The following is a 26,709-nucleotide window of genomic DNA, read 5'->3' as shown; positions in this document are numbered from 1 at the left end:
CCGGTCTCACCATGAGGGCCCGCGCCGCACGGCGCGGGCCCGTTTGCGTAGGATCGCCCGATCATCGCCTGATCAGGGTGCGCCAAGGACGCCGCGCCTCGCCCCGCCCGTCCCCCGGCCTCCCTGGAGCACGCCATGACCACCGAGGACTTCCCCGGCACCGACGTCCCCCGCACCGGCTCCCCCGGCACCGACCTTCCCGGCGCCGACGTCCCCGGCGCCCAGGTCCCCGGCACCGACTTCCGCCGGGCCGCCCACGCCACCGCCGACCTGGTCTCCGACTACCTCGCCGAGCTGCCCGGGCGCCCGGTCTGGCAGCCCATGGACGAGACCGCCCGCCGGGCCCTGCTCGACGCCCCGCTGCCCGCCGAGGGCCGCCCGCTCGACGAGCTGATCGCCGCCATCGGCCGGGACGTCCTGCCCCACCCGATGGGCAACGGCAACCCCCGCTTCTTCGGCTGGGTCAACTCCGCCCCCGCCCCCGCCGGGGTGCTCGCCACCCTCGCCGCCTCCGCGATGAACCCCAGCTCGGCCGGCGGCGACCACGCCGACGTGCACCTGGAGCGCGCCGTGGTCCGCTGGATCGCCGAGCTGGTCGGCTTCCCGCACCCGGCCGGCGGCGGCCTGCTCACCTCCGGCACCTCGATGGCGACCATCGTCTGCCTCGCCGCCGCCCGCAACCGCGCCGCCCGGCGGGCCGGCCGGGACGTCCGCGAGGAGGGCCTGGCCGGCCTGCCGCCGCTGGTCGGCTACGTCACCGGCGAGACCCACTCCTGCGTCCGCAAGGCCGCCGAGCTCCTCGGCCTCGGCAGCAGGCACCTGCGCACCGTGGCCACCGGTCCCGACGGCCGGCTGGACCTCGCCGACCTGCGCTCGGCCGTCGAGCGCGACCGCGCGGCCGGCCTGCTGCCCTTCCTGGTGGTCGCCTCGGCCGGCACCGTCGGCGCCGGCGCGGTGGACGCGTTCGGCCCGATCGCCGACCTCTGCCAGGAGCAGGGCCTCTGGCTGCACGTGGACGGCGCGTACGGCGCCTTCGGCCGGCTCGACCCGGCCATCGCCCACCGCTACGCCGGCCTGGAGCGCGCCGACTCGCTGGCCCTCGACCCGCACAAGTGGCTCGGCGTCCCGGTCGACTGCGGCTGCGCGCTGGTCCGCGACACCGAGGAGCTGCGCGGCACCTTCAGCCTCGTCCCGTCCTACCTGCGCGACGAGGCGGCCGGCTCGCTCGGCTGGTTCTCCGAGTACGGCACCGAGCAGACCCGCCCGTTCCGGGCCCTCAAGGTCTGGGCCACCATCGCCCACAAGGGCCGCACCGGCCTCGCCCGGGACGTCGCCCGGTGCACCGCGCTGGCCCGCCGGCTCGGTGAACTCGTCGAGGCGGACGAGGAGCTGGAGCTGCTCGCCGAGGTGCAGACCTCGATCGTGGCGTTCCGCCACCGCGCCCCGGGCCTGGACGCGGCCGCCCGCGACGCCCTCAACCGCGACCTCCCCGTCGCCGTCCAGCGGCGCGGCCGGGTCTTCGTCACCGGCGCCCGGCTCGGCGGGCACGAGATGCTCCGCGCCTGCCTCCTCAACGCCACGACGACCCAGGAGGACCTCCGCCTGCTGCTCGCCGAGGTGAGGTCCGCGGCCCGCGACCTGCTCGCCTGACCGGCCCGGCCTCCTCCCGCAACGCCCCCCGTAACGGGCCGGCGCGGACCGTAACCGCCAGGTCACGGCCGGTTCGTGGCCGGGAAACACCGATCGGGCAGGGTGGTGGCCATGGAACCCTCGAAGCCCGCCGTGCGCCGCGCCCACCACTGGCGCCGCGACACGGTCGAACTCGCCGCCGTCTTCCTCTCCGTCACCGCCGCCGACCTCGTCGCCAAGCTCGTCGTGGACGGCCCGGACGGCCCGTTCGTCCTGGTCGCCTCCGCCCTCGCCCTGCTCGCCACCGCCCTGTTCCACGTCTGGTGGTCACCCCACGCGCCGCCACCGACGACCGTGTGGCGGGTCCGCACCACGGCGCTCGCCCACACCCCCGCGGCCCTCGCCGACCACCGGATCACCCTGCTCTCCCTCCACCCCGAGGAGCTCTTCCTCCGCACCCCCCACTCCGTCACCCCGGCGGACCTCGCCGCCCTCCTCACCACCACCGGCCACACCGTCCAGGACGCCCCCACCCGGGTCGCCTGACCGGCGGCGGCGAGCTGCGCGACGGTCGGTGCGGCGGACCGGGCGCCGGATGCCACGTCAGCGCACGGACGCCCCCTCTCCGGGGAAGTCCGTGCGCTGACGGGTCGTGCGCGGCTCAGCCCTCGTCGGCCGGCTTCACGACGCACACCGCGTTGCCCAGCATCGAGCCGAAGCCGCCGAGCAGGGCGCTGGTGACGGCCTTGCAGGCGGCGGCCTCCTCCGGGGTCCTGGGGCCGTTGCCGTCGGAGGACGAGGTGACGGTGGAGGAGGGGACGGCGGCGGCGGCGGGCTGGGCGAGCGCGACCGGGGCGACGAGGAGCAACACGCAACAGGCGACGGCCCGTACGGACTTCTGGAACACAGGAACCCCTTCGGATCGGGACGGGATCGGCGGAAAGCCGAGCCATCCCTATCCGAAGGGGCGCCCCCGCTCACGGATCATGGGCCATCCGTGAGCGTGTCCTGATCATCCGATCAGCGGCCCGGGAGATCGCCGGGCACCGTCCGCTCCACCTCCCTGATCGCGGCGGCCAGCTCGGCCACCCCGTGCTCCCGCAGCACCCCGTAGTGGTCGGCGGCCAGGTCGACCACGGTGGGCGGGGCGGCCGAGTAGCCGGTGCTGCCCTCGATGAAGGAGTAGTCGTCGCCCGCGGCCTTGAAGACGGTCACCGGCGCGTCCAGCCGCCGCTCGGCGAGCTCGCGGAAGCTGTACTCGAACTCGTAGGTCTCCCCGACGATCCCGGTGATCCGCCGGATCAGCTCCTCGTCCAGCTCCGGCAGCATCCGGTGCACGGCCGCGACGAAGGCCGGCTCGTCGGCCGTGCCGGCCAGGCAGCGCTCCAGCTCCGGACCGCTGATCCGGCCGGTGAACACCCCGAACAGGATGGTCAGGTACGCCGGGTTGGCGTACGAGGCCTCGCGGCCCCACTGCCGGCCGCCGTGCTGGCGCACCTTCGGGTTGCCGGGGCAGATCAGCAGCAGTCGCTCGACCCGCTGCCCGGCCTGCTCCAGCTGCCAGGCCGCCTCGAAGGCGACCCGGGCGCCGAAGGAGAAGCCCCACAGCGTGTACGGGCCCTCCGGCTGCACCCGGCGCAGCTCGGCGACGTCGGCGGCGGCCGTCTCCCGGATGGTGGGGTACGGCGTCTCGCCCGGGTTGATGCCGTGCGCCTGGATCCCGTAGAACGCCCGGCCCGCACCGGCCTCCCGGCCGAGCAGCCGCAGGTTCATGGGGTAGCCGCCCAGCCCGGGCCAGCAGAACACCGGCCGGCCGGCCATCCCCGGGTGCAGCGGGATCAGCCGGGAACCGGTCGCCTCGGGCCCGGCCGCGCCGCGGGCCCGCTCGATGCGCGCGGCCAGGTCGCCCAGCCGAGGACACTCGAACAGCACCTGGAGCGGCAGCGTGACGCCGAACTCGCGGTTGATCCGGTTGACCAGGGCGACGGCGATCAGCGAGTTCCCGCCGACGGCGAAGAACTCGTCCGTCACCGACACGTCCTCGTACTTCAGCGCCCTGCCCCAGGCCTCGGCCAGCCACCGCTCGTGGTCGGTGGCCGGGGCGACGTACTCGCCGCGGACGTCGGCCGTGCGGACGGCCTCGGAGGCGGCCAGCGCCCTGAGGTCCACCTTGCCGTTCGCGGTGAGCGGCAGGGCGTCCATCACCAGCACCCGGTTGGGCAGCATGTAGTCGGGCAGCAGGTTGGCCAGTTCGTCCTTGATGATCTCGGCCGGGCCCTTCATGTGGACGGTGTCCTCGTGCATGCCCTCACTGCGGATCTGCTCCTCGCTCACCTTTCCGCCGAGGAAGAAGTACGACGGCCCGGGGGTGATGCCGCGGCCGGCCAGGATCTCGTCGATGCGGCGCGAGGCGGGCAGCGGGTGGCCGGACCTGGAGCTGTATCCGGAGGACATGAAGCCCAGGCGCAGGCCGTTGCGCTGGAGGCGGTGCAGCACCGAGCCGAGCGCGATGTACTCCAGCCACTCCTCCTCGGCGCGGCTGACGGCGGTGATGCCGAACGCGGCCCGGGCGTACACGGCCTGGTTGATCGCGATCACGTGCCGGGACTCCACCACCGCGTCCGAGACGTGCGTCAACTCGCCGTCGGCGTACCGGTAGAGACCGCCCGGCAGGCCGTCCACCCGGCCCTCGTGGGCCTGGACGTACAGCTCGGTGGCGCCCTCGGCCCGCACCGCGCCGTCGGCCCGGACGACCGTGAAGCCGCCCAGGTAGTGGTCCTCCTCGGCGACGTCCAGCCGGTCCCGGACCGCCGGGTCGAGGCCGAGCGGGCGCACGTCCAGCCCGTACTCGGGCAGCACCTCCTCCAGGACGCCCAGCATGTGGCCGGTCTCGAACTCCAGCACCTCCCTGATGTTGTTCCGGTAGACCGGCTCGATGGCGCCGTGCTTGCCGGAGAAGTGCAGCGTCAGGTACGCCTCGGCCCGGGGCTCGGCGGGGCCGATCCGGACCAGGACGTGCTCGACCGGGTGGTAGTAGTACAGCCCGGCCGCGAGCCCGTCCAGGCCGCCGGTCTCCAGGTACAGCTGGGTCGCGTACAGCGCGCCGGGCGAGGCGTAGGCGTACTTCGGCAGCAGCCGCTCCTCGCTGTGGAACTGGCCGAACCACCGCAGGACGCGGCCGAGTTCGGGCAGGCTCAGCAGTGCCAGGTCGCGGCCGAAGGCGCCGGCCGGGCGCGGGGCGAGCAGGGCGGTGAGGTCGTCCCGGGTGACCGCGCCGCCGTCGTAGAAGCGGTAGGTCTTGCGGGCGAAGGTCTCGCGGCGCTGCGCCTCGGTCTCCTTCCGGCCGGGCAGTGCGACCCGCTCGCGGCCCGCCAGCCGGCCCGGCTCGCGCAGGCCCGGGTCCGACAGCTGGGCCCTGACCTGGAGCTTGCTGGCCTTGGACTGGTGGTGGCCGCCGTGGCTGCCCTGGTCCATCAGGGCCGCCTCGCGCGGATTGAGCTCCACGCAGGCGACCAGGTTCGGGTGGCCGGTGCGGTCGTCCCCGGTGACGACCGCGGCCGAGCGGCGCACCCAGGTGTGCTCCTCGATCGCGCGGGCGATCTCGTCCAGCTCGACCCGGTAGCCGCGCAGCTTGACCTGGTTGTCCACCCGGCCGGCGAACTGCAGGGTGCCGTCCGGGTTCCACCGCACGAGGTCGCCCGTGCGGTACAGCCGCTCGTCGGCGGCGAACGGGGAGCGGACGAACCGCTCCGCGGTCAGCTCCGGGCGGTTCAGGTAGCCGCGGGCCACCTGGACGCCGCCGATGTACAGCTCGCCGACGCCGTCGGCGGCCACCGGCACCAGCTCCTCGTCGAGCACGTAGCAGCGGGTGTCGGCCACCGGACGGCCGATCGGCACCGAGCCGGCGCCGTCGGCCGGATCGGCCGGGTCGACCAGGTGCGAGGTGGCGTTGATGGTGCACTCCGTCGGGCCGTACAGGTTGACCAGGGCGGCCTGGGGCAGGGCCTGCCCCAGCTCGCGGGCGAGCCGCCGGGAGAGCGCCTCGCCGCCGGAGAACAGCCGGGTCAGGCCGGTGCAGCCGGTGAAGCCCTCGGTGTCCAGCAGCGCCCGGAGCAGGGTGGGCACGCACTGCAGCGCGGTCACCCGGTGCCGCCGGACGGCGGCGACCAGCGCCTCCGGGTCCCGGTGGAGGCCGGGCGTGCCGGCCACCACCCGGGCGCCGACGGCCGGGGCGAGGATCTCCCACTGCGCCGCGTCGAAGCTCATCGGGGTCTTCTGCAGCACGGTGACCTCGGGGCCGAGGTACCCGGCGGAGTGCATCCAGCGCAGCTGGGAGACCACCGAGCGGTGCTCGATCATCACGCCCTTGGGCCGGCCGGTGCTGCCCGAGGTGTAGATCACGTAGGCCAGCGACTCCGGTTCGACGGCCTCCTCCTGCGCCGTGTCCGGCAGCGGAGCCGTGTCCGGCACCGGCGCAGCGTTTCGCACCGGCGGGGCGTCCGGCACCGGCGGCGCGTCCTCGAAGGTGACCACCGCCGTCCCGGCCGGGACCAGCGCGGCCAGCCGCTCGCGCAGGTGCGCCTGGGTCAGCACGATCCGGGTGCCGCTGTCCTCGATCATGTAGCGGAGCCGCTCCTCGGGGTACTCGGGCGCCAGCGGCAGGTAGCCGGCGCCGGAGTACAGCACGCCCCAGGCCCCGGCGACCAGCTCGACGGACGGCTCGACGTACAGGCCGACGCGGCCGTCCGGGCCGGCGCCCAGGCGGCGCAGGCGCTCGGCCAGTCGGCGGGCGGTCGCGGACAGCTCCCGGAAGGTGAGGCCGCCGCCCTCGCCGAGGACGGCCGGCGAGCCGGGCCGGGTGCGCGCCTGCCGGTCGAGCAGCCCGGTGAGCGCGGTGCCGACCGGAGCGCGGCGGGCGTGCGGGACGGCGGGGGTGGCGGTTTCGGTACCGCTCTCGGTGCGGGTGGAGGTGCCGGCGGAGATGCCGGTGCGGGTGGAGGTGTCGGTGGTGCGGACGGACGGGGTGTCGTGCATGGAAACGGCCTTCGGTGCGTGGACGTACGGGGCCCGGCCTCCCGCTCACCAGGAGCGCCGGGGCGCCGGGAACGTCATCCACCGTCGGCCGCCCGCCGTCCCGGCCGCATGAGGCACCGGTCGGGACCTGCGCCGACGCCGTCCCGGCCGGCCCCGCCCCCGTCCCGGGCGGGTCCCGGGCCGGTCCCGCCGCCGCCCGGCCCGGGGTCCCACCGCCCGGTCGGGCCGCGGGGGCATTCGGACGTTCACGATCACGTAACCGAGCGGAAGCGCACCGTCGGTAGCGTCGGCGGCATGACGGCATCACGCACTCGCCCCGAACGGCTCTGGCACCGGCCCTTCCGCAGGTCCGACCGCAGGTGCGCGGCGCCCGAGGGCCAGGCCACCCGGCTGCCCGCGCTCACCGGCGGCCCGTACCGGACCGTCCGGCCGCAGCCGCAGCCGCACCCACCCGCGGCCCGTCCCGCCGGCCGGGCGCCGGAGGCCCCGTCCCGGCTGTCCGGGCCGGACGGGACGGAGCTGCTGCTGCGCCCGGCCGGGCCGGCCGACCGGGCGGCGGCGCTGGCGATGCACGACCGCTGCTCGCCCGCCGCGCTGCGCCAGCGCTACCACGGGCCGGTCCGCGACGCCGGCCGCTACCTGGACCACCTGCTGGACCCCCGGCACGGCCGCAGCTACGCGGTGACCGCCCCGGACGGGCGGGTCGTCGCGCTCGGGCACCTGATGTGGGACGACGACGAGGCCGAGCTGGCCGTCCTGGTCGAGGACGCCTGGCAGCGGCGCGGGCTCGGCCTGGCGCTGCTGCGGCGGCTGTCGGCGGCGGCCCGGGCGGCCGGCGTCCGGACGGTGTACGCGGTGACCCAGGGCGGCAACACCGGCCTGATCGCCGCGATGCGACGGCTGGGCACGCCACTGGACTTCCAGTCCGAGGACGGCACCCTGGTGATCACCGCCACGCCGGCCGCCGGGGATCCGGCCGGTCGCGTCCACCGTCCGGGCCGCTGATCATTTCTTCACCAGATCCTTACCCGGGCGCCCCGGGAACCCGGCGGTGCCCGCGGAGCGTCGTCAAGCCGTAAGGGGTCGCTCCGTACACCGCCCTCCTTGACGGGCCCTCAGCAGTACCCGCGAGCGCGTCGCAGCAGGCGGCGTGGGGTCCGGTTCGTCCGGTCGGGCGACGGAGTCGGTAGGCTGACCCCCGTCCCCGCCGCCCGACGGCCCGTTATCCGGCCACGGGTGGTGCCGCAGCAAGGAGGAACCACTGAGCATGGCAGGCACCGAATCGGAGCCCACAGGCGCACGCGACGCCTCGCTGCCGGCACGCGCCAAGATCGCGGTCACCGCCGGCCGGGTCGCCGCCGCCGTGTCGCGCAAGGCCGGGCGCGGAAGCGGCTCGGTGATCGGCGGCAAGGTCGCCCTCAAGCTCGACCCCGACCTGCTCGCCACCCTCGCCGACCACCTCGACGTCGTCCTGGTCAGCGCGACCAACGGCAAGACCACGACCACCCGCCTGATCGCCGAGGCGCTGCGCGCCGCCGGACCGGTGGTCTCCAACGCCCTGGGCGCCAACATGCCCGCCGGCATCACCTCCGCCCTGGCCGGCGGCACGGACGCCCGCTTCGGCGTGATCGAGGTCGACGAGAAGTACCTGGCGATGGTCGCCCGCGACACCCGTCCCAAGGCGATCGCCCTGCTCAACCTCTCCCGCGACCAGCTCGACCGCGCCGCCGAGACCCGGATGATGGCCGAGAAGTGGCGCGAGGGCCTCCAGAACACCGAGGCCGTGGTCATCGCCAACGCCGACGACCCGCTGGTGACCTGGGCCGCCTCCTCCTGCAAGAAGGTGGTCTGGGTGGCCGCCGGCCAGGCCTGGAAGGAGGACGCCTGGTCCTGCCCCGCCTGCGGCGGCGTGATGCAGCGCCCCGGCGAGGACTGGTTCTGCCAGGACTGCGGCTTCCGCCGGCCCAACCCGCACTGGGCGCTCCAGGGCACCCACGTGATCGACCCGCAGCGCGGCGCCTGGCCGATCCAGCTCCAGCTGCCCGGCCGGGCCAACCTGGCCAACGCCACCAGCTCGGCCGCCGTCGCCGCCGTGTTCGGCGTCGCCCCGCAGGTCGCCCTGGAGCGGATGCGCTCGGTGGCCGCCGTGGCCGGCCGCTACGACGTGGTCCAGTACCAGGGCCGGGACATCCGCCTGCTGCTCGCCAAGAACCCGGCCGGCTGGCTGGAGACCTTCTCGCTGATCGACGGCCCGCCCGCCCCGGTGATCCTCTCCGTCAACGCCCTCGACGCCGACGGCACCGACACCTCCTGGCTGTGGGACGTCGACTACGAGCGCCTCGCCGGGCACCCGGTCTTCGTGATGGGCCAGCGCAAGCTGGACCTGGCCGTCCGCCTGGAGGTCGCCGGGCTCCAGTTCCACGTGGTGGACACCCTGGAGCAGGCCGTCCGGATGGCCCCGCCCGGCCGGATCGAGGCCATCGCCAACTACACCGCCTTCCAGCAGCTGCGGAAGGTCGTGGCCGGCTGATGCCGCGCCCGCACACCAGTCTTTACGTGACGGAAGGCCTTCGAGGATGAGTGAGAGCAGCCTGCGCGTGGTCTGGGTCTACCCGGACCTGCTCAGCACCTACGGCGACCGGGGCAACGCCCTGGTCGTGGAGCGCCGGGCCCGCCAGCGCCACCTCAACGTGACCCGGATCGACGTCCGCTCCGACCAGGCGATCCCCACCAGTGGCGACATCTACCTGATCGGCGGCGGCGAGGACCGCCCGCAGCGCCTGGCCGCCGAGCGGCTGCGCGCCGACAGCGGCCTGGTGCGGGCCGCCGAGAACGGCGCGATCATCTTCGGCGTCTGCGCCGGCTTCCAGATCATGGGCCACGAGTTCATCAACGACCTCGGCGAGCGCGAGCCGGGCCTGGGCCTGCTCGACGTCTGGACCACCCGCGGCGAGGGCGCCCGCTGCGTCGGCGACGTGCTCGCCGACGTCGACCCCCGGCTCGGCCTGCCGCAGCTGACGGGCTTCGAGAACCACCAGGGCGTCACCCACCTCGGCCAGGGCGTGCAGCCCTTCGCCACCGTCAGCGTCGGCCGGGGCAACGGCACCGGTGACGGCACCGAGGGCGCCTGGCGGGACACCGTGTTCGGCACCTACCTGCACGGCCCGGTGCTGGCCCGCAACCCCGCCGTGGCCGACATGCTGCTGAAGCTGGCGCTGGACGTCAGCGCCCTGCCGCCGGCCGACACCACCTGGTACGACGCGCTGCGCGCCGAGCGCATCGCGGCCGCGACGCGCCCCCAGTAGTACATCCGTACGCCCCGGCCGGGTGCCCGCCATGCGGTCACCCGGTCCGCGGGCGGCCCCGGACGTACCACAATGGGGCTGCCTACTGCACACCCTCCTCGGCAGCAGGCTGCAATTCCGCGCGGGGGCGCCGACGGCGCCGCTCCCGCGTCGGCTCCTGCCCGGCCGGACCAGGGGCCGTATGCTCGACTTCGCGGCCGTTTTCGGGCGTTTCGTCCGGATCGGCCGGTCCTTCACCCCACGGCCACCTCCCCGCCACCACGGCGCGGGAGCGCCCCGTCACGGTGACGGCTCGTCGTCCCAGCCTGTAGTCCGGCCGTTCCTCGGTTCTGCTCGGGAGTTGCAAAGCTAATGCGTATCGGAGTGCTGACCAGCGGCGGTGACTGCCCCGGCCTGAACGCGGTGATCCGTTCCGTGGTCCACCGGGGGGTGGTCGACCACGGCGACGAGATCATCGGGTTCGAGGACGGGTGGCGCGGATTCCTGGAGGGCCACCACCGCCCCCTGACCCTGGACTCGGTGAGCGGCATCCTGGCCCAGGGCGGCACCATCCTCGGTTCCTCCCGGGTCCAGCCGAGCCACCTGCGGGACGGCGTCGAGCGGGCCAGGAAGTACTGCTCCGACCTCGGTCTGGACGCGGTCATCCCGATCGGCGGCGAGGGCACCCTGAAGGCCGCCAAGCTGATGAGCGACGCGGGCCTGCCGATCGTCGGCGTGCCGAAGACCATCGACAACGACATCGCCGCCACGGACGTGACCTTCGGCTTCGACACCGCCGTCTCGGTGGCCACCGAGGCGCTGGACCGGCTGAAGACCACCGCCGAGTCCCACCAGCGGGTCATGGTCGTCGAGGTCATGGGCCGGCACACCGGCTGGATCGCGCTGAACGCGGGCATGGCGGCCGGCGCGCACGCCATCGTCGTGCCGGAGCGCCCGTTCCACATCGACAAGCTCACCGACGTCGTCCGCGAGCGCTTCGACCGCCAGAAGAAGTTCGCCATCGTGGTCTGCGCCGAGGGCGCCAAGCCCGAGCCCGGCACCATGCACTGGGAGGAGGGCACCAAGGACATCTACGGCCACGAGCGGTTCACCGGCATCGCCACCCAGCTCTCCCGCGAGCTGGAGCACCGCCTCGGCAAGGAGGCCCGCCCGGTGATCCTCGGCCACACCCAGCGCGGCGGCACCCCGACCGCCTACGACCGGGTGCTCGCCACCCGCTTCGGCTGGCACGCCGTCGAGGCCGTCCACAAGGGCGCCTTCGGGCACATCACCGCGCTGCAGGGCACCAACATCAACCTGGTGCCGCTGGCCGAGGCGGTCGCCGAGCTGAAGACCGTGCCGCAGGACCGCTACCTGGAGGCCGAGACGGTCATCTGACCGCCCACCGCCCTTCCACCGGCCCCCGGCCCCCGCACCGCGCGGTGGCCGGGGGCCTCGTGCTCCCCGCACCCGGCGGGCGGCGCCCGACCCGGGCCGCTAGCGTGACCGCAGGAGCCGACTGGAGGGACCGGGCATGGAGATCCTCGCGTACGGGGTGCAGGCCGACGAACGGCCGCTGCTGGAGCAGGCGTTCGCGGGCCGCCACGCACTGCGCTGCCTGGATGTGTTCCTCAACCGCGACACCGCCCCGCTCGCCGCCGGCTACCCGGCCGTCAGCAGCAGCGTGAACGCCGTCCTCGACGCCGAGACCCTCGCCGTCCTGGCCGCGGGCGGCACCGAGCTGGTCGCCCAGCGCTCCACCGGCTTCAACAACATCGACCTCGACGCCGCCGCCGAACTCGGCCTCACCGTCGCCCGGGTCTCCCAGTACAGCCCGTACTCGGTCGCCGAACACGCCTGGACGCTCGCGCTGGCGGTCAACCGCCGGCTCACCCGCGCCGCCAACCGCACCCGCGAGTTCGACTTCCGCCTCGACGGCCTCCTCGGCCGCGACATCCACGGCATGACCGTCGGCGTCATCGGAACCGGCAAGATCGGCGAGTGCTTCGCCCGCATCGCCGCCGGCTTCGGCACCACCCTCCTCGGCTGGGACATCGCCCGGAACCCGGCCTGCCTCGACCTCGGCATGGCCTACACCGAGCTGCCCGAACTCCTCGGCCGCGCCGACCTGGTGAGCCTCCACGTCCCCCTCCTCCCGGCCACCCACCACCTCATCGACGCCGCCGCCCTCGCCCGCATGAAGGACGACGCCATCCTCATCAACTCCAGCCGCGGCGGCCTCGTCGACAGCGCCGCCCTGGTCGAGACCCTGCGCGCCGGACGCCTCTCCGGCGTCGGCCTCGACGTCTACGAGGAGGAGACCGGCGTCTTCTTCACCGACCGCTCCATCCACGGCATCACCGACGACGTCCTCGCCCGCCTCGTCACCTTCCCCCAGGTCCTGGTCACCAGCCACCAGGCCTACTTCACCGGCACCGCCGTCGGCCAGATCATCGACGCCACCGCCCGCAACATCGACGACTTCGCCGCCGGCCGCACCAACGAGAACACCCTCGTCCCGAGGAGCTGAGCGGGCCCCGGACGCCGGCGCGCCGCCCACGCCCGTGCCCGGCACGGCGACCGGCGGGCCGCTCGGCCGGTCAGGACACCCCCGCCGGCCGGGCCGTCCCCCCGCCGAGCACCTCGCGGTACCAGGCGGCGGCCTGCGGGAGGCGGGCCAGCGGGCCGGGGCCGGGCGGGCAGGAGGCGAGGCGCCAGATCCGCTCGCTGCGGTACCAGTGGTCGCGGGCGATCAGGCCGAACTGGCGCTCCGAGACCCGGCCGGGCGCGGCGGCCAGCAGCCGGCGGCACTCCTCCCAGGGCACGGCCGGGCCGTCCGGGGCGGGCAGCAGGCCGAGGGCGGCCAGGGCGGCGAGGAGGTCGCCGCCGCGGACCGGCTCGGGGTGCGAGGCGTGGTGGACGCCCGGCGGGGCGGCGTGCCCGTCCAGGGCGAGCACGGTGATCAGCCGGGCCAGGTCGGCGCGGTCCACCATCGAGAGCCGGCTGCTGCCGCCCTCCCAGCGGACCGGCACCCGGCGGACCAGCTCGGCCAGGGCGGGCACCACCCAGCGGTCGCCGGTCCCGGTCACCAGCCCGGGGCGCAGCACGTGCCCGCCGGCCGCCAGCGCGTGGCGCTCGCCGAGCAGCCGGGTGCGGCTGGCCTCGGAGACCGGCGCGGGCGGCACCTCGTCCACGTCGACGCCCGCGTGCGGGCCCTCGCCGTAGACCGCCGCCGTGGAGAGGTGGACGATCCGCCGCACCCCGGCGCGGGTGGCGGCCGCCATCAGGGCGGCGGTACCCCGGTCGTTCACCGCCTCGCACTCCTCGGTGCCGCCGTCGACCCGGGAGGCGAGGTGCACCAGCGCCCCGGCGCCCGTGCAGAGCTCCGTGAGCGCCGCCGGGTCGGCGAGGTCGCCCGGCACCCAGGCGGTGCCGGGCGCGGCCTCCTGCGGCGGTCTGCGGGCCAGCGCCCGCACCCGGACGCCGCGCGCCGCGAGGGCCGCCAGCACGGCGGATCCGATGAAACCGGTGGCCCCGGTCAGCGCGACCGTGGGGTGCGCCGCGGGTCCGTCCTCCGTCGCCATCTCCGAACCTTCCTGCCGACCGGCCGGTCAGTCTAGCCAGCGGGCGGCCCGGCGGGGACACCCGTACGGAGGGGGCGGCGGGTGGCCCGAGGTAAGGCCCACCTAGGCTGTAGGTCAAGCAAAACGGGCGAACCGGACCCTCACCAGGGACCACGAGGACGGAAAGCAGGACCCGCCGATGGGCGACGGAATGTCAGGAATGCACCACCACGGCGGGATGACCCGACTAGGCCCGTTCAGCTTGTCGAACGCCTGGACCTGGTCCCCCGACTGGGTGTTCCTGCTCGGCGGCCTGGTCGTCCTGGGACTGTACGCGGCGGGCGTGGTGCGGCTGTACCGGCGCGGCGACCGCTGGCCGGTCGGCCGGATGGTCGGCTGGGCGGCGGGTGTCGCCAGCATGCTGCTGGTCACCTGCACCGGCCTGAACGACTACGGCATGGTGCTGTTCAGCGCGCACATGATCCAGCACATGGTGCTCTCCATGCTGACGCCGATCCTGCTGCTGCTCGGCGCCCCGATCACGCTGGCGCTGCGCGCGCTGCGCCCGACCGGCAAGGGCCGTCCGCGCGGGCCGCGCGAGCTGCTGGTGGCGCTGCTGCACAGCCGGTACGTCCGGATCATCTCGCACCCGGCGTTCACCATCCCGATGTTCATCGCGAGCCTGTACGGGGTCTACTTCACCCCGCTGTTCGACTTCCTGATGCAGTACCGCCTCGGGCACATCTTCATGATGGTGCACTTCCTGTTCACCGGGCTGGCCTTCTTCTGGCCGATCATGGGCGTGGACCCGGGCCCGCACCGCCCCGGCCACGTGATGCGGATCATCGAGCTGTTCATGGGGATGCCGTTCCACGCCTTCTTCGGCGTGGCGGTGATGATGGCCGGGCACCCGCTGGTCACCACCTTCACCGTGGAGGGCGCACCACCGGGGACGAACCTGCTGGAGGACCAGAAACTGGCCGGCGGGATCACCTGGGCGTTCGGCGAGATCCCGACCGCGATCGTGCTGATCGCGCTGGTCTACCAGTGGATGGGCTCCGAGCAGCGGCAGGCCCGCCGCCGCGACCGTTCCGAGGAGCGCACCGGCGACGCCGAGCTGGAGGCGTACAACGCCTACCTGGCCTCGCTGCACAAGCGCGACCGGCGCGCGGGCGGTGCGACTCCCGCCGCCCCCACCGCTCCGGTCGCCCCGGTCACCGGCGCCGCCCCGGCGGCCGAGGCCGGCTGAGCCCGCCCACACCCGCCGCCACCCGCCGCGGAACCCCCGTTCCCGGGAACCCCCGTTCCACCCGCGGAACGGGGGTTCCGTCGTTTCCGGGCCCGCCCCGGAAACGACGGTGGCGCCGGAGGCCGGAACGGTCGTTCCGCCGTACGCGTTCGAACGGACATGCACGTCCTGCTGATCGTCGCCGTCCTGCTCTGCGGGTCCGTCCTGCTCTGGCTGCTCGGCTTCCTCGGCCTGGCGCTGCACCACCGCCGTCGGCCCGCGTCGGCCGGCTCCGACTACCTGGTGGTGCTGGGCGCCGCGCTGGAGGGCTGCGAGCCCGCGCGCCCGCTGGCGGCCCGGCTGGACGCCGCGCTGGAACGCTTCGCCGCCGAGGAGAAGGCCGGGTACGCCCCGCTGGTCCTGGTGACCGGTGGGAAGGGCCCGCACGAGGAGTGCACCGAGGCCGCCGCGATGGCCCGCTACCTGGTCGCCCGCGGCGTCCCGGCCGAGCGGATCCGGCGCGAGGAGCGGGCCGTGAACACCGCCGAGAACCTGCGCTTCAGCGCCGCCCTGATGGCCGCCGAGCGCCCCGGCTACCGCTGCACGGTGGTCACCAACGGCTTCCACACCGTCCGCTCCGCCCTGGCCGCCCGCCGGGCCGGCGTCCCCGCCGCCGTGCTCGGCGCGGACGGCCCGCTGGCGCACGGCCCGTACCTGCTGCTGCGCGAGGCCGTCGGCACCGCCCTCGCCCTGCTCGGCCGCGCCTGACCCGGAAGTCCGGGGCCGGGCGGCGGCCGGACGGCCCGCGCGGAGCCGTGGGCCGGCGCCAGAGCAGCCGAAAAGCCCCGCCCCCGCCGCTGCCAGAGCAGCCGGAAGGCCCCGGGTCCGCATCGGACCCGGGGCCTTCGTCAGCTTCGACCCGGCCTGGTTCAGCCCAGGTTGGCGAGCGCCTCGTTGAAGGTCTTGGACGGGCGCATCACCGCGGCGGCCTTGGCCGCGTCCGGCTGGTAGTAGCCGCCGAGGTCGACCGGCGCGCCCTGGACGGCGATCAGCTCCTCGACGATGGCCGACTCCTGCTCGGTCAGCGTCGCGGCCAGGCCGGCGAAGGCCTGGGCCAGCTCGGCGTCGGCGGTCTGCTCGGCCAGCTCCTGGGCCCAGTACATGGCCAGGTAGAAGTGGCTGCCGCGGTTGTCGATGCCACCGAGGCGGCGGCTCGGCGACTTGTCCTCGTTGAGGAAGGTGCCGGTGGCGCGGTCCAGGGTGTCGGCCAGCACCTGGGCGCGGGCGTTGCCGGTGGTGCTGGCCAGGTGCTCGAAGCTGGCGGCCAGCGCGAAGAACTCACCCAGGCTGTCCCAGCGCAGGTAGTTCTCCTTGACCAGCTGCTGGACGTGCTTCGGGGCGGAGCCGCCGGCGCCGGTCTCGAACAGGCCGCCGCCCGCCATCAGCGGGACGACCGACAGCATCTTGGCGCTGGTGCCCAGCTCCAGGATCGGGAAGAGGTCGGTCAGGTAGTCGCGCAGCACGTTGCCGGTCACCGAGATGGTGTCCTCGCCGCGGCGGATGCGCTCCAGCGAGAACTTGGTGGCCTCGACCGGCGACTTGATCTCGATCTGCAGGCCCTCGGTGTCGTGCTCCGGCAGGTACTGCTTGACCTTGCCGATCAGCACCGCGTCGTGGGCGCGGTCCTCGTCCAGCCAGAACACCGCCGGGACGCCGGTGGCGCGGGCGCGGGTGACGGCCAGCTTGACCCAGTCCTGGATCGGCAGGTCCTTGGTCTGGCAGGCGCGGAAGATGTCGCCCGGCTGGACGGCCTGCTCCAGCACCACGTTGCCCTCGGTGTCGACCAGGCGGACGGTGCCCGCGGCGGCGATCTCGAAGGTCTTGTCGTGCGAGCCGTACTCCTCGGCCTTCTGGGCCATCAGGCCGACGTTCGGCACCGAGCCGATGGTCGCCGGGTCCAGGGCGCCGTGGGCGCGGCAGTCGTCGATGACGGCCTGGTACACGCCGGAGTAGCTGCTGTCCGGCAGCACGGCGAGGGTGTCGGCCTCCTTGCCGTCCGGGCCCCACATGTGGCCGGAGGTGCGGATCATGGCCGGCATCGAGGCGTCGACGATGACGTCGCTCGGCACGTGCAGGTTGGTGATGCCCTTGTCGGAGTCGACCATGGCCAGGGCCGGGCCCTCGGCCAGCTCGGCCTCGAAGGAGGCCTTGATCTCGGCACCCAGGTGCGGCACGTTGTCGAGGCCGGCCAGGATGCCGCCGAGGCCGTTGTTCGGGTTCAGACCGGCGGCGACCAGCACCTCGCCGTACTTGGCGAAGGTCTTCGGGAAGAAGGCGCGGACCACGTGGCCGAAGATGATCGGGTCGGAGACCTTCATCATGGTGGCCTTGAGGTGCACCGAGAACAGCACGCCCTCGGCCTTGGCCCGGGCGACCTGCGCGGCCAGGAACTCGTTCAGGGCGGCGGCGCGCAGCACCGAGGCGTCGACGACCTCGCCCGCCAGCACCGGCACCTTCTCGCGCAGCACGGTGGTGGTGCCGTCCTCGCCGAGCAGCTCGATGCGCAGGGCGCCGTCGGCGGCGATCACGGTGGACTTCTCGGTGGACCGGAAGTCGTTCTCGCCCATGGTGGCGACGTTGGTCTTCGAGTCGGCCGACCAGGCGCCCATGCGGTGCGGGTGGGTCTTGGCGTAGTTCTTGACCGACTGCGGGGCCCGGCGGTCCGAGTTGCCCTCGCGCAGGACCGGGTTGACGGCGCTGCCCTTGACCTTGTCGTAACGGGCGCGGACGTCCTTGTCCTCGTCGGTCTGCGGGTCGTCCGGGTAGTCCGGCAGGGCGTAGCCCTGGGCCTGCAGCTCCGCGATGGCGGCCTTGAGCTGCGGCACCGAGGCCGAGATGTTCGGCAGCTTGATGATGTTGGCGGCCGGGGTCTTGGCCAGCTCACCCAGCTCGGCCAGGGCGTCGCCGATCCGCTGCGCCTCGGTCAGACGCTCCGGGAAGCTCGCGATGATCCGCCCGGCCAGGGAGATGTCGCGGGTCTCCACCCGCACACCCGCCGTCGAGGCGTAGGCCTGGACCACCGGCAGGAACGAGTAGGTCGCCAGGGCCGGAGCCTCGTCGGTGTGCGTATAGATGATGGTCGAGTCAGTCATCGGTACTCCGCTTCACGTCTCCAACGTCTTGACGTCAAGATATCTCGTCACGGGCCTCCGGCTCCACCTCCCCCCGCCTCCGAACGCGTACCGGTCCGGCCGGCGGGTGCGGCGGCCCCCGTGGCGGGGGCGTTCCGGCGGCCGTGGCAGCCGGACGGGACGAGGTGTGAGCGGGCGCGAACTCCACGGTCGTCCGGGTCGGGACGGGTGGCAAGCGGAACGCCCGACCGGTGGTTTGCTCCACCCGGGTGAGCCGGACGTCAGGAGTGCGTCAACGCACGACCCCATTCGGTCAACGGTGCGTCAGGACCGGCGACCCCCGGGCCGGGTCGCCCTAGCTTCGAGGAAGTAGTTCCGGCAGGCACCACCACCCCACTCGGGAGCATCCGCATGGCCCGCCTCGTCTGGCACGTTCCGGTCACCGCCTCCGGCACCGGGAGCACCACCGCACTTCGCCTGTTCCGCCTGCGCGACGGCCGCCGCTGCGCGGTCGGATTCTCCAGTCTCGAAGCCCTCACCGCCCTCCTCGGGCCCGACCAGGCCCACACCGAACTCGGCGAGCCCGCCCTCCGCGCCCTCCTCGCCCCGCTCGGGATCGACGCCCTGGTGGTGGACCCGAGGCTGGTCGCCCCGTCCGTCACCGCCGCCCCCACCACCGCACCGCCCGCCACCGCTCCCTCCGTCACCGCCCCGTCCGTCACCACTCCCTCCGTCACCACTCCCTCCGTCGCCACCCCGTCCCCGGCCTCACCGCCCGGCGCCGCCCCCGCCGCGCCGCCCGGCGCCCCGACCCCGACCCCGACCGCCACCCCGACCGTCCAGTTCCAGCACCGGTGACCGCACCGCTCCAGCTCGTCCCGGCCGGTCCCGCTCCGGTCGGACGGGCTCAGCCCGCCCGGGCGCTGCACGCGATCGCCCGGATCAGCCACGGCCCGGTCCCGCTCGACTTCGACCGCCTCGCGGCCGAGTTCCCGGCCGTCCAGTGCGGCCTGGCCCTGGCCGGTGAGGCCGACCTCGAACTGCGCCTCGCCTGCACCGGCCCCGAGGAGTTGCGGACGATCGCCACCGCCCTGCACCGCGCGGGCGCCGCCAGGGTGCGCATCGACCTCGTCCTGCGCGCCCTCACCCCGGCCCCGGTCACCCTGCGCCCGGTGCCCTGACCCGAACCGCCACGGGCCCCGCACCCCGCGCCCCACCCGGGGCCGGGGCGCGGGGCCCGTACCGCGCTCACTCCTCCCCGGGCCGCGGATCCGGGTTGATCGCCTGGCCGTCGATGGGCTGGCCCCAGGCGTCGTCGCCGGCCGCGTCGACGCAGTAGCCGCTGCCCTCGACGTGGCCGCCCGCGCCCCGGCACTGCTCCGCGGTGACGTCCCGGCGCCCGGTCGCCCCGGCCGGTCCGGCGGCGGCGACCACGGCCCCGGCGACGGTGGTGAGCAGGAGGAGGGAGGCGGTCGCGGCGGCCACCCGGGCCGGGAGTGAGCTGTTCATGCGGACCACCACAGCATGCCGGCGGACCCCCGGCGACCACAGGACGCCCGCCCGGGTGGCCGCCGGAGTCCGCCGCCCCCGGCTATTCGCGCGCCAGCGCCGCGATGGCCGCGAGCAGCAGCGCCGAGCCCGCCAGCAGGCCCGCCGTCAGCGGTTCGCCGAGGAACAGCACGCCGATCACCGCCGCGGTCGCGGGCTCCAGCAGGACCAGCACCGCGGCCGTCGTGCTGGGCACGGTGGTCAGGCCGGTGAAGTACCAGCGGTAGGCGAAGAGCGTGGGCACCGTGCCGAGGAAGAGCAGCGCCACCGCGGTCGCCACCGGGTCCCCGCCCGTCGGCAGCAGGCCGTGGACGCCCTGGACGGCGGCGAGCGGGAGCAGGCAGAGCAGGCCGGTGGTGAAGGCGCCGGTGCCGGCCCGGGCCGAGCCGCCGCCCCGGGCCCAGAGGGTGAGGCCGCTCTGGCCGGCGCCCGCGAGGACCGCCAGTGCGACGCCGAGGGCGGGGCGCGGGCCCGCCGCGGGGGCGGCCACCAGCAGGGCGAGGCCGCCCAGGGCCAGGACCACCGCGGCCGCCGCGCGGCGGGTCAGCCGCTCGCCGAGCAGCAGGTGGGCGCCGAGGCTGGTGAACACCGGGCCGGCGCCGATGGTGATCAGGGTGCCCAGGCCGAGGCCCGCGTACCGCACCGAGCCGAAGTAGGCGCACTGGCTGACCGCGAGTCCGAGCCCGGTCAGCACGGCGGAGCGCCACCGGGCGGCGCCCCGCTCGGCGCGCGGCTCGCGGCTCGGCAGCAGGGCCAGGCAGAGCGCGGCGACACCGAAGCGCCAGCAGGAGACGCCCGCCGGGCCGAGCCCGCCGGTGCGCATCAGCAGCGCGGACACCGCGCCGCCCACGCCCCAGGCGACGGCGGCGGCGGAGATGGACAGGAGGCCGCGCCGGAAGGGCACGGCGGCGTACGAGGTCATGCGTCGGTACTCCACGATGAGTTGCCGGTCAGGTCCGCGGGGAACACGGGCGGCAGTCATCGCCCCGGCTGCGGGCAGGTCCCGTCGGGCCGGAGTGGGTGGAGTGGGCCGCCCGCTAGCGGGCCGGCGGGGGGAGGATCACAAGACGCACGGGGCCAGCTTACGCCCCGCCCGGCGCCGGTGATCGCGATCTTCCCCCCGTCCGTGCCCGGGACGTACCGTCGCCCTGGCCGGGACTCCCGGTGGAACGCACCCCTCGACGAAGGAGCGGAAGACGATGGATCAGCTGACGTACGACGAGGTCGAGGCCGCCGGGAAGCGGATCGCCGGGCGGGTGCGCCCGGTGGCGGTGGCACCGGGGGACGACGGCGGACGGACCTGGCTGGCCCTGGAGTTCCTCCAGCACACCGGCAGCTTCAAGGCCCGCGGCGCGCAGAACTTCCTACTCGCCCACGCCGAGGCGGGCACCCTCCCGGACACCGGGGTGACCATCGCCTCGGGCGGCAATGCCGGGCTGGCCTGTGCCTGGGCGGCTCGTGAACTCGGCGTCCGGGCAACGGTTTTCCTGCCCGAGACGGCCTCCCCGGTGAAGCTGGCGCGGCTGCGTTCGTACGGCGCGGAGGTACGGCTGACGGGCCGGGAGTACGCGGAGGCGCTGGCCGCCTGCGAGGAGTTCGCGGCCGGGAGCGGGGCGCTGGCCTCGCACGCGTACGACCACCCGCTGATCGCGGCCGGCGCCGGGACGGTCCTGGCGGAGATGCGGGCCGGGGTGCCCGGGCTGGACACCGTGGTGGTGTCGGTCGGCGGCGGCGGGCTGTTCGCCGGGGTGGCGGTGGCGGCCCGCGAGCACGGCATCCGGGTGCTGGCCGTGGAGCCGACGGGCAGCCGCGCGCTGAACGCCGCCCTGGCGGCGGGCCGCCCGGTGGACGTCCCGGTCGACTCCGTCGCCCAGGACGCGCTCGGGGCCCGCCGCGCCACCGCCCTCGCCGTGGACGCCGCCGCGCACCCGGGCGTCCGCTCGGTGCTGGTCGACGACGAGGCCATCGTGCGCGCCCGGCGGCAGCTCTGGGAGGACCGCCGGATCGCCGTCGAGTACGCGGCCTCCACCGCCCTCGCCGCGCTCGGGCAGGCCGAGGGCGAGCGGGTGGCCGTGCTGCTCTGCGGCGCCAACACCGACCCGTCCGACCTGGCGAACTGACGGCGCGTCAGACCGCGATCCGGCCGGCCCACCCGGGCCGTCCGGTATGGCCATGCACGACCCGCTATTCCTATGTCCCCACCGGCCGACAATATTGCCGAACGGAATGGCAAAGCTCAATGCACGCTCAAATGCTGGACCTACCGGCCGGTAACGTAACAGACAACTGAACAGATAGCCTCCTACCAGCACGGATATCCGGCAAAGAAGGTAAACATTCAGTAATGAGATCTGTGCATACCTCTCTGAATAGCCCTACTGTGTGGCAACTCTCCGCGCTCCGCCCACCCCGGAGCCCCCACCCACAGAGAGATCGTTCATGGCATCCCTCAACCAGATCTCGCCGCCCGGACAGAGCACCGGCTCGGAATCCGGGACGACCAACCGGTCGCTCAAGCGCCACGTGGGCCTCATCGGCCTCATGTGGGCCTCGGTCGGCTCGATCATCGGCTCCGGCTGGCTGTTCGGCGCGAAGAACGCCGTCGTCGTCGCCGGACCGGCCGCCCTCGTCTCCTGGGGCATCGGCGCCGTGGCGATCGTGCTGCTGGCACTCGTGCACGCCGAGCTCGGCGGGATGTTCCCGGTCGCCGGCGGCACCGCGCGCTACCCGCACTACGCCTTCGGCGGCCTGGCCGGCATGTCGTTCGGCTGGTTCTCCTGGCTCCAGGCCGCCACCGTCGCCCCGATCGAGGTCGAGGCGATGATCGGCTACGCGGGCCACTGGGAGTTCGCCAAGAGCTTCCTCAACGACAACGGCACCCTCACCACCAGCGGATTCATCGTCGCGGTGCTCCTGATGGGCGTGTTCGTCGCGGTCAACTTCCTCGGTGTCCGGGTCCTGGCGGCCACCAACTCGGTCGCGACCTGGCTCAAGATCGGCGTCCCGCTGCTCACGATCCTGGCGCTGTCGATCAACAACTTCCACGGCTCGAACTTCACCTCGCACGGCTTCGCCCCGTTCGGCGCCCACGGCGTGCTCGCCGCGATCAGCTCCAGCGGCATCATCTTCGCGCTGCTCGGCTTCGAGCAGGCCATCCAGATCTCCGGTGAGAGCCGCAACCCCAAGCGCGACATCCCCCGCGCCGTGCTCGGCTCGGTCGCCATCGGCACCCTGATCTACGTCCTGCTGCAGGTCGCCTTCATCGGCGCGCTGCCGGTCAGCTCCTTCGTCAACGGCTGGGACAAGCTCGACTTCCCCGGCATCGAGGGCCCCTTCGCCGGCCTCGCCACCGTGGTCGGCCTGGGCTGGCTCGCCTGGGTGCTGTACTTCGACGCCATCGTCTCCCCCGGCGGCACCGGCCTCATCTACACCACCTCCACCTCGCGCATCTCCTACGGTCTGAGCAAGAACGGCTACGCGCCGCAGAAGTTCGAGCAGCTGGACAAGAACGGCGTGCCGTGGTTCGGCCTGGCCATGTCGTTCGTCACCGGCGTGGTCTGCTTCCTGCCCTTCCCGAGCTGGCAGGAGCTGGTCGGCTTCATCACCTCGGCCAGCGTGCTGATGTACGCCGGCGCCCCGCTGGCCTTCGGCGCCCTGCGTCGCCGGCTGCCCGACCGCGAGCGCTCCTACCGGCTGCCGCTGGGCGGCGTGATCTCCCCGGCCGCGTTCGTGGTCTCCAGCCTGATCATCTACTGGGCCGGCTGGCACACCCTGTCCCGCCTGGGCATCGCGATCGTGCTCGGCTACGTCCTGCTCGGCAGCTACGCCGCGTACGCGATCCGCAAGGGCCTGCCGAACGCGCCGCGGCTGAGCTGGAAGTCCGCCCAGTGGCTGCCGGTCTACCTGGTGGGCCTGGGCCTGATCTCCTGGCAGGGCGGCTTCGGTGACGGCACCGGCTGGATCCCGATGTGGTGGGACATGGCCCTGGTGGCGGTGTTCGCGCTGGTCATCTACTTCTGGGCGATCCGGGTCGCGCTGCCCGCCGAGGCGATCGAGCACGAGGTCGCCGACATCGAGGTGGTCGACGCGGGCGGCCACTGACCGGCCCCGCACACCCGGAAGGGCCCGCCGGCCGTGCGACCGGCGGGCCCTTCCGCGCGCTCACAGACTCAGCACCGTCCGCAGCGCCGTGAGCATCTCGGCCTCCGCGTCCTGCGCCGGGCCGGGCGAGCGCCAGGCGACGAAGCCGTCCGGGCGGACCAGCACGGCGCCCTGCGGGCCGATGCCGTGCAGTGCGGCGAAGTCCGCGCCGGGCTCCGGGGCCAGGTCGTCCTCGGCGCCGTCGCCGATCCGGAAGCCGTCCAGCGGGACGGCCAGCCGGTCGGCCGCGCGCCGGGCCCCGGCCTGCCAGGCACCGCCCTCGGGACCGGTGAGCAGCACCATCGCCTGCTCGTACAGGTCCAGCGTGGACAGCCGCACCCCCGCCCGCAGCAGCCACTGGTGCGGCGCCCGGCTGCCCGGCTCGCCCGCCGACTCGAACTGCTCGGGGACCACCGGGCCGTCGCGGTCCGCGCCGACCACGGCGCCGACCGGGTAGCGGTAGCCGAGCGCCACCGCCAGCACCCCGGCCTGCCGGCCGACACCCGGCACCACCGCGTAGCCCGGGTGGCTGTGCTCGGCGGAGCGGGCCGAGGCCCGCTCGCCGGTCACCCGGGCGACCGGACGGCGCTCCTGCCCGTACGTCTCCAGCAGCCGCGGCCCGGCCCAGCCGCAGAGCACCGCGGCGATCTTCCAGGCCAGGTTGTGGGCGTCCTGGATGCCGGTGTTGGAACCGAACGCGCCGGTCGGGGACATCTCGTGGGCGGAGTCCCCGGCGAGGAAGACCCGCCCCGCGCCGTACCGCTCGGCCACCCGCTCGGCGGCGTGCCAAGGCGCCCGGCCGGTGATCTCGACGTCCAGGTCCGGCAGGCCGACGGCGGTGCGGATGTGCCGCTCGCAGCGCTCGTCGGTGAAGGCCTCCAGCGGCTCGCCGTGCTCCGGGTGCCAGGGCGCGTGGAAGACCCACTCCTCCTGGTTGTCCACCGGCAGCAGCGCGCCGTCCGCCTCCGGGTTCGTCAGGTAGCAGGCGATGAAGTGCCGGTCGCCGACCACCTCGGCCAGCCGCTTGGCCCGGAAGGTGATGCTGACGTTGTGGAACAGCTCGCCCTTGCCGGTCTGGCCGATGCCCAGCGCCTCCCGGACCGGGCTGCGCGGGCCGTCCGCGGCGATCAGGAACTCCGAGCGCACCACCCGCTCCTCGCCGCTCTCCCGGCTGCGCAGCACCGAGGTGACGCCGTTCGCGTCCTGCTCGAAGGAGACCAGCTCGGTGCTGAACCGCAGCTCGCCGCCCAGCTCGCGGGCCGCCCGCACCAGCACCGGTTCCAGGTCGTTCTGGCTGCACAGGCACCAGGAGCTGGGGCTGAACCGGGCCAGCCGGCCGCCCGGGTCGATGTCCCGGAACAGCCACTCCTGCTCGGCGCCGGTGAGCGAGGGCGCCTGGAGGATGCCGTGGTTGGGGGCCAGGATCGAGGCCGCCTCACGGATCGCCGGCTCGATCCCGGCCACCCGGTACAGCTCCATCGTGCGGACGTTGTTGCCGCGGCCTCGCGGATGGTGCGAGGTGTCGGCGTGCTTCTCGACCAGCAGGTGTCCGACCCCGAGCCGGCCGAGGAAGAGTGAGGCGGACAGCCCCACCAGCGAACCGCCCACGATCAGGACCGGCACCCGGTCGTCAACCTTCGGATTCATCAATCGCTCCACCCTGTCAGGGGATTGCGCGGCCCGGCGACTGGGCCCGGCGCCGCCCGACGGCCCCGCTCATCCGGGGGCCCCGCTCTTCCATCCCCCGCCGGAGGGCGTCCGTGCCGCCCCTTCGCCCGGATGGCCCGCAAATCTCGCGCCGCGCCCGCCGCGCCGCCCACGATCGACCTCAGGCCTGGCGCCGACTCGCCCGGCCGAACCGCCGTCGCACCGCCCTCCCAGGCCGGGGAGCACCCGCCGGGCACGGCCGACACGGCCCGCAGCGTGCGGCCCAGAGCAGAAAGTGGACCATGACAACTCTGTCCGAACCCCAGCCGAAGCAGCACGACGAGGCCGACACCCGGCTGCGGGTGGTGCTGATGCTGGAGATCCAGGACGGCGCCCAGCAGCGCTTCCTCGACGTGTACGAGCAGCTGCGCCACCAGGTGGCCTCCGTGCCCGGCCACGTCAGCGACCAGCTGTGCCAGTCGATCAACGACCCGCGCCAGTGGCTGATCACCAGCGAGTGGAAGGACCAGGAGACCTTCCTCAAGTGGGTGGACAGCCCGGCCCACCGGGAGATGGTCAAGCCGATGCACGGCTGCGTCAGCGACAACTTCCGCTCGCTGCGCTACGCCGTGCTGCGCGAGACCTCCGCGGCCGGCTCGACCGGCACCCGGGCCCCGATGGAGGTGCCGCCCGGACTGCCGCGCACCGCGCCCGCCGGGCACGTCGGCCCGCCCAAGGCCGAGCCGGGGCCGGACGGCGTCGTCCGCCACGCGCTGACCTTCACCGTCAAGCCCGGCAGCGAGCCCGAGGTGGCCCGGATCCTCTCCGGCTACGCCTCCCCCCGGGCCGAGGTGGACGACCACACCAGGCTGCGCCGCACCTCGCTGTTCATGCTCGGCAACCGGGTGGTCCGCGCCGTCGAGGTGATCGGCGACCTCGGCGACGCGCTGCGCCACGTGGCGATGCAGCCCGAGGTGCGGGCCGTCGAGGAGGCGCTCAACCCCCACCTGGAGGAGGCTCGCCAGCTGGGCGACCCGCAGGCCGCCCGGGCGTTCTTCGCCAGGGCCGCGCTGCCGGCCCGGCACCAGGCGGTCGCCAGCTCCCCCGCCTCCGCCCGGCTGCACCGGCACGCCGTGCTCTACCCGGTCCGTCCGGGCCGGGGCCAGGCCGTGGCCGAACTGCTGGCCGAGCACGACGACCTGGCCACCGCCGACCCGACCGGGCCGGTCGCGGCGGCCACCGTCTTCCACCGCGAGGACGTGGTGGTGCGCCTGGTGGACCTGCGGGTGCCGGCCGAGGCCGACCCGGCGGCCGCCCTCGGCGTGGCCGACGACGGGCAGGCCGCCGTGCTCGCCGGGCTGCTCGACCTCGGCCCGCAGGGCGACCTGCGCACCGTCGCCGGGCTCGGCGCCTTCCTCGCCGCCCGCGCCATGAACCCGGTCACCGACCGCACCTCCGCCGACCCGATCAACAACTGACGTTCCGTCACCCACACGGGAGGATCT

The 26,709-nt window shown here is 74.4% G+C and carries 21 protein-coding genes; 14 read left to right on the top strand and 7 right to left on the bottom strand.

Features of this window, described 5'->3' with window-relative positions:
* Positions 1-135 precede the first annotated feature (135 nt).
* The gene (locus ACZ5GH_RS31445; RefSeq protein WP_464335966.1) at positions 136-1,650 is read left to right on the top strand and encodes a pyridoxal phosphate-dependent decarboxylase family protein; all 1,515 of its coding nucleotides are present in this window, start codon (positions 136-138) and stop codon (positions 1,648-1,650) included.
* A 111-nt stretch (positions 1,651-1,761) separates the two neighbouring features.
* The gene (locus ACZ5GH_RS31440) at positions 1,762-2,175 is read left to right on the top strand and encodes a hypothetical protein (protein ID WP_387759183.1); all 414 of its coding nucleotides are present in this window, start codon (positions 1,762-1,764) and stop codon (positions 2,173-2,175) included.
* A gap of 115 nt (positions 2,176-2,290) precedes the next feature.
* Here ACZ5GH_RS31440 and ACZ5GH_RS31435 read toward each other — a convergent pair whose 3' ends face one another.
* Together ACZ5GH_RS31435 and ACZ5GH_RS31430 are read right to left on the bottom strand one after the other, a co-directional pair.
* On the bottom strand, positions 2,291-2,536 hold the full coding sequence (locus ACZ5GH_RS31435) for a hypothetical protein (protein WP_464335965.1): 246 nt from the start codon (positions 2,534-2,536) through the stop codon (positions 2,291-2,293).
* Between the two features lie 113 nt (positions 2,537-2,649).
* The gene (locus ACZ5GH_RS31430) at positions 2,650-6,663 is read right to left on the bottom strand and encodes a non-ribosomal peptide synthetase family protein (RefSeq protein ID WP_464335964.1); all 4,014 of its coding nucleotides are present in this window, start codon (positions 6,661-6,663) and stop codon (positions 2,650-2,652) included.
* A gap of 294 nt (positions 6,664-6,957) precedes the next feature.
* Between ACZ5GH_RS31430 and ACZ5GH_RS31425 the strand changes: the two genes are divergently transcribed.
* The 5 genes from ACZ5GH_RS31425 (at position 6,958) to ACZ5GH_RS31405 (ending at position 12,477) form a co-directional block, all read left to right on the top strand.
* Positions 6,958-7,668 carry a GNAT family N-acetyltransferase gene (locus ACZ5GH_RS31425; protein ID WP_387759180.1) on the top strand — a complete coding sequence of 237 codons (711 nt, stop codon included), beginning with the start codon at positions 6,958-6,960 and terminating at the stop codon, positions 7,666-7,668.
* A 262-nt stretch (positions 7,669-7,930) separates the two neighbouring features.
* Positions 7,931-9,193, top strand: coding sequence for a MurT ligase domain-containing protein (locus ACZ5GH_RS31420; protein WP_387759178.1), 1,263 nt, complete (start codon positions 7,931-7,933; stop codon positions 9,191-9,193).
* A 46-nt stretch (positions 9,194-9,239) separates the two neighbouring features.
* Positions 9,240-9,968 (top strand): type 1 glutamine amidotransferase, encoded by a 729-nt coding sequence (locus ACZ5GH_RS31415; RefSeq protein ID WP_387759176.1) that lies wholly within the window; start codon positions 9,240-9,242, stop codon positions 9,966-9,968.
* Positions 9,969-10,319: 351 nt separating this feature from the next.
* The gene (locus ACZ5GH_RS31410) at positions 10,320-11,345 is read left to right on the top strand and encodes a 6-phosphofructokinase (protein WP_387759175.1); all 1,026 of its coding nucleotides are present in this window, start codon (positions 10,320-10,322) and stop codon (positions 11,343-11,345) included.
* A gap of 136 nt (positions 11,346-11,481) precedes the next feature.
* Positions 11,482-12,477, top strand: a complete 996-nt coding sequence (locus tag ACZ5GH_RS31405; RefSeq protein ID WP_387759174.1) for a 2-hydroxyacid dehydrogenase — start codon at positions 11,482-11,484, stop codon at positions 12,475-12,477.
* 70 nt (positions 12,478-12,547) lie between these two features.
* Here the strand turns inward: ACZ5GH_RS31405 and ACZ5GH_RS31400 are convergent, their stop codons facing one another.
* Positions 12,548-13,531, bottom strand: coding sequence for an NAD-dependent epimerase/dehydratase family protein (locus ACZ5GH_RS31400; protein ID WP_387759172.1), 984 nt, complete (start codon positions 13,529-13,531; stop codon positions 12,548-12,550).
* A gap of 199 nt (positions 13,532-13,730) precedes the next feature.
* Between ACZ5GH_RS31400 and ACZ5GH_RS31395 the strand changes: the two genes are divergently transcribed.
* Positions 13,731-14,759, top strand: a complete 1,029-nt coding sequence (locus tag ACZ5GH_RS31395; protein ID WP_464335963.1) for a cytochrome c oxidase assembly protein — start codon at positions 13,731-13,733, stop codon at positions 14,757-14,759.
* 159 nt (positions 14,760-14,918) lie between these two features.
* A complete protein-coding gene (locus ACZ5GH_RS31390) occupies positions 14,919-15,506 on the top strand; it encodes a YdcF family protein (protein ID WP_387759169.1) in 588 nt (195 codons plus the stop codon).
* 161 nt (positions 15,507-15,667) lie between these two features.
* On the opposite strand, the gene ACZ5GH_RS31385 is transcribed toward ACZ5GH_RS31390, so the two are convergent.
* Positions 15,668-17,890 (bottom strand): NADP-dependent isocitrate dehydrogenase, encoded by a 2,223-nt coding sequence (locus ACZ5GH_RS31385; protein ID WP_387759167.1) that lies wholly within the window; start codon positions 17,888-17,890, stop codon positions 15,668-15,670.
* Positions 17,891-18,280: 390 nt separating this feature from the next.
* Between ACZ5GH_RS31385 and ACZ5GH_RS31380 the strand changes: the two genes are divergently transcribed.
* Both ACZ5GH_RS31380 and ACZ5GH_RS31375 read left to right on the top strand, forming a co-directional pair.
* Positions 18,281-18,727 carry an SAV_915 family protein gene (locus ACZ5GH_RS31380; protein WP_464335962.1) on the top strand — a complete coding sequence of 149 codons (447 nt, stop codon included), beginning with the start codon at positions 18,281-18,283 and terminating at the stop codon, positions 18,725-18,727.
* On the top strand, positions 18,724-19,050 hold the full coding sequence (locus ACZ5GH_RS31375) for a hypothetical protein (RefSeq protein ID WP_464335961.1): 327 nt from the start codon (positions 18,724-18,726) through the stop codon (positions 19,048-19,050). The genes ACZ5GH_RS31380 and ACZ5GH_RS31375 overlap by 4 nt, the downstream gene beginning before the upstream one ends.
* A gap of 67 nt (positions 19,051-19,117) precedes the next feature.
* Here the strand turns inward: ACZ5GH_RS31375 and ACZ5GH_RS31370 are convergent, their stop codons facing one another.
* Positions 19,118-19,378 carry a hypothetical protein gene (locus tag ACZ5GH_RS31370; protein ID WP_387759161.1) on the bottom strand — a complete coding sequence of 87 codons (261 nt, stop codon included), beginning with the start codon at positions 19,376-19,378 and terminating at the stop codon, positions 19,118-19,120.
* An 82-nt stretch (positions 19,379-19,460) separates the two neighbouring features.
* On the bottom strand, positions 19,461-20,339 hold the full coding sequence (locus tag ACZ5GH_RS31365; protein ID WP_464335960.1) for a DMT family transporter: 879 nt from the start codon (positions 20,337-20,339) through the stop codon (positions 19,461-19,463).
* Between the two features lie 277 nt (positions 20,340-20,616).
* Between ACZ5GH_RS31365 and ACZ5GH_RS31360 the strand changes: the two genes are divergently transcribed.
* Positions 20,617-21,537 carry a serine/threonine dehydratase gene (locus tag ACZ5GH_RS31360; RefSeq protein ID WP_387759158.1) on the top strand — a complete coding sequence of 307 codons (921 nt, stop codon included), beginning with the start codon at positions 20,617-20,619 and terminating at the stop codon, positions 21,535-21,537.
* 319 nt (positions 21,538-21,856) lie between these two features.
* Complete coding sequence (locus tag ACZ5GH_RS31355; protein ID WP_387759156.1) at positions 21,857-23,518, top strand: APC family permease; 1,662 nt, start codon at positions 21,857-21,859, stop codon at positions 23,516-23,518.
* A gap of 60 nt (positions 23,519-23,578) precedes the next feature.
* On the opposite strand, the gene ACZ5GH_RS31350 is transcribed toward ACZ5GH_RS31355, so the two are convergent.
* Entirely contained in the window at positions 23,579-25,204 is a 1,626-nt protein-coding gene (locus ACZ5GH_RS31350) for an FAD-dependent oxidoreductase (RefSeq protein ID WP_464335959.1), read from the bottom strand.
* Between the two features lie 302 nt (positions 25,205-25,506).
* Here ACZ5GH_RS31350 and ACZ5GH_RS31345 point away from each other — a divergent pair, with 302 nt between their 5' ends.
* The gene (locus ACZ5GH_RS31345) at positions 25,507-26,682 is read left to right on the top strand and encodes a SchA/CurD-like domain-containing protein (RefSeq protein ID WP_387759152.1); all 1,176 of its coding nucleotides are present in this window, start codon (positions 25,507-25,509) and stop codon (positions 26,680-26,682) included.
* Positions 26,683-26,709 lie beyond the last annotated feature (27 nt).

Source organism: Kitasatospora sp. Xyl93 (assembly GCF_055383135.1).
This window is presented reverse-complemented; position numbering and strand designations above follow the sequence as displayed.

Excerpts from the sequence above, each read along its gene's own strand:
- ACZ5GH_RS31350 (WP_464335959.1), bottom strand. The coding sequence starts at position 25,204 with ATGAATCCGAAGGTTGACGACCGGGTGCCGGTCCTGATCGTGGGCGGT.
- ACZ5GH_RS31390 (WP_387759169.1), top strand. The coding sequence starts at position 14,919 with ATGCACGTCCTGCTGATCGTCGCCGTCCTGCTCTGCGGGTCCGTCCTG.
- ACZ5GH_RS31345 (WP_387759152.1), top strand. The coding sequence starts at position 25,507 with ATGACAACTCTGTCCGAACCCCAGCCGAAGCAGCACGACGAGGCCGAC.
- ACZ5GH_RS31430 (WP_464335964.1), bottom strand. The coding sequence starts at position 6,663 with ATGCACGACACCCCGTCCGTCCGCACCACCGACACCTCCACCCGCACC.
- ACZ5GH_RS31415 (WP_387759176.1), top strand. The coding sequence starts at position 9,240 with ATGAGTGAGAGCAGCCTGCGCGTGGTCTGGGTCTACCCGGACCTGCTC.
- ACZ5GH_RS31370 (WP_387759161.1), bottom strand. The coding sequence starts at position 19,378 with ATGAACAGCTCACTCCCGGCCCGGGTGGCCGCCGCGACCGCCTCCCTC.
- ACZ5GH_RS31355 (WP_387759156.1), top strand. The coding sequence starts at position 21,857 with ATGGCATCCCTCAACCAGATCTCGCCGCCCGGACAGAGCACCGGCTCG.
- ACZ5GH_RS31410 (WP_387759175.1), top strand. The coding sequence starts at position 10,320 with ATGCGTATCGGAGTGCTGACCAGCGGCGGTGACTGCCCCGGCCTGAAC.
- ACZ5GH_RS31395 (WP_464335963.1), top strand. The coding sequence starts at position 13,731 with ATGCACCACCACGGCGGGATGACCCGACTAGGCCCGTTCAGCTTGTCG.
- ACZ5GH_RS31365 (WP_464335960.1), bottom strand. The coding sequence starts at position 20,339 with ATGACCTCGTACGCCGCCGTGCCCTTCCGGCGCGGCCTCCTGTCCATC.
- ACZ5GH_RS31360 (WP_387759158.1), top strand. The coding sequence starts at position 20,617 with ATGGATCAGCTGACGTACGACGAGGTCGAGGCCGCCGGGAAGCGGATC.
- ACZ5GH_RS31440 (WP_387759183.1), top strand. The coding sequence starts at position 1,762 with ATGGAACCCTCGAAGCCCGCCGTGCGCCGCGCCCACCACTGGCGCCGC.
- ACZ5GH_RS31385 (WP_387759167.1), bottom strand. The coding sequence starts at position 17,890 with ATGACTGACTCGACCATCATCTATACGCACACCGACGAGGCTCCGGCC.
- ACZ5GH_RS31445 (WP_464335966.1), top strand. The coding sequence starts at position 136 with ATGACCACCGAGGACTTCCCCGGCACCGACGTCCCCCGCACCGGCTCC.
- ACZ5GH_RS31425 (WP_387759180.1), top strand. The coding sequence starts at position 6,958 with ATGACGGCATCACGCACTCGCCCCGAACGGCTCTGGCACCGGCCCTTC.
- ACZ5GH_RS31420 (WP_387759178.1), top strand. The coding sequence starts at position 7,931 with ATGGCAGGCACCGAATCGGAGCCCACAGGCGCACGCGACGCCTCGCTG.
- ACZ5GH_RS31400 (WP_387759172.1), bottom strand. The coding sequence starts at position 13,531 with ATGGCGACGGAGGACGGACCCGCGGCGCACCCCACGGTCGCGCTGACC.
- ACZ5GH_RS31380 (WP_464335962.1), top strand. The coding sequence starts at position 18,281 with ATGGCCCGCCTCGTCTGGCACGTTCCGGTCACCGCCTCCGGCACCGGG.
- ACZ5GH_RS31405 (WP_387759174.1), top strand. The coding sequence starts at position 11,482 with ATGGAGATCCTCGCGTACGGGGTGCAGGCCGACGAACGGCCGCTGCTG.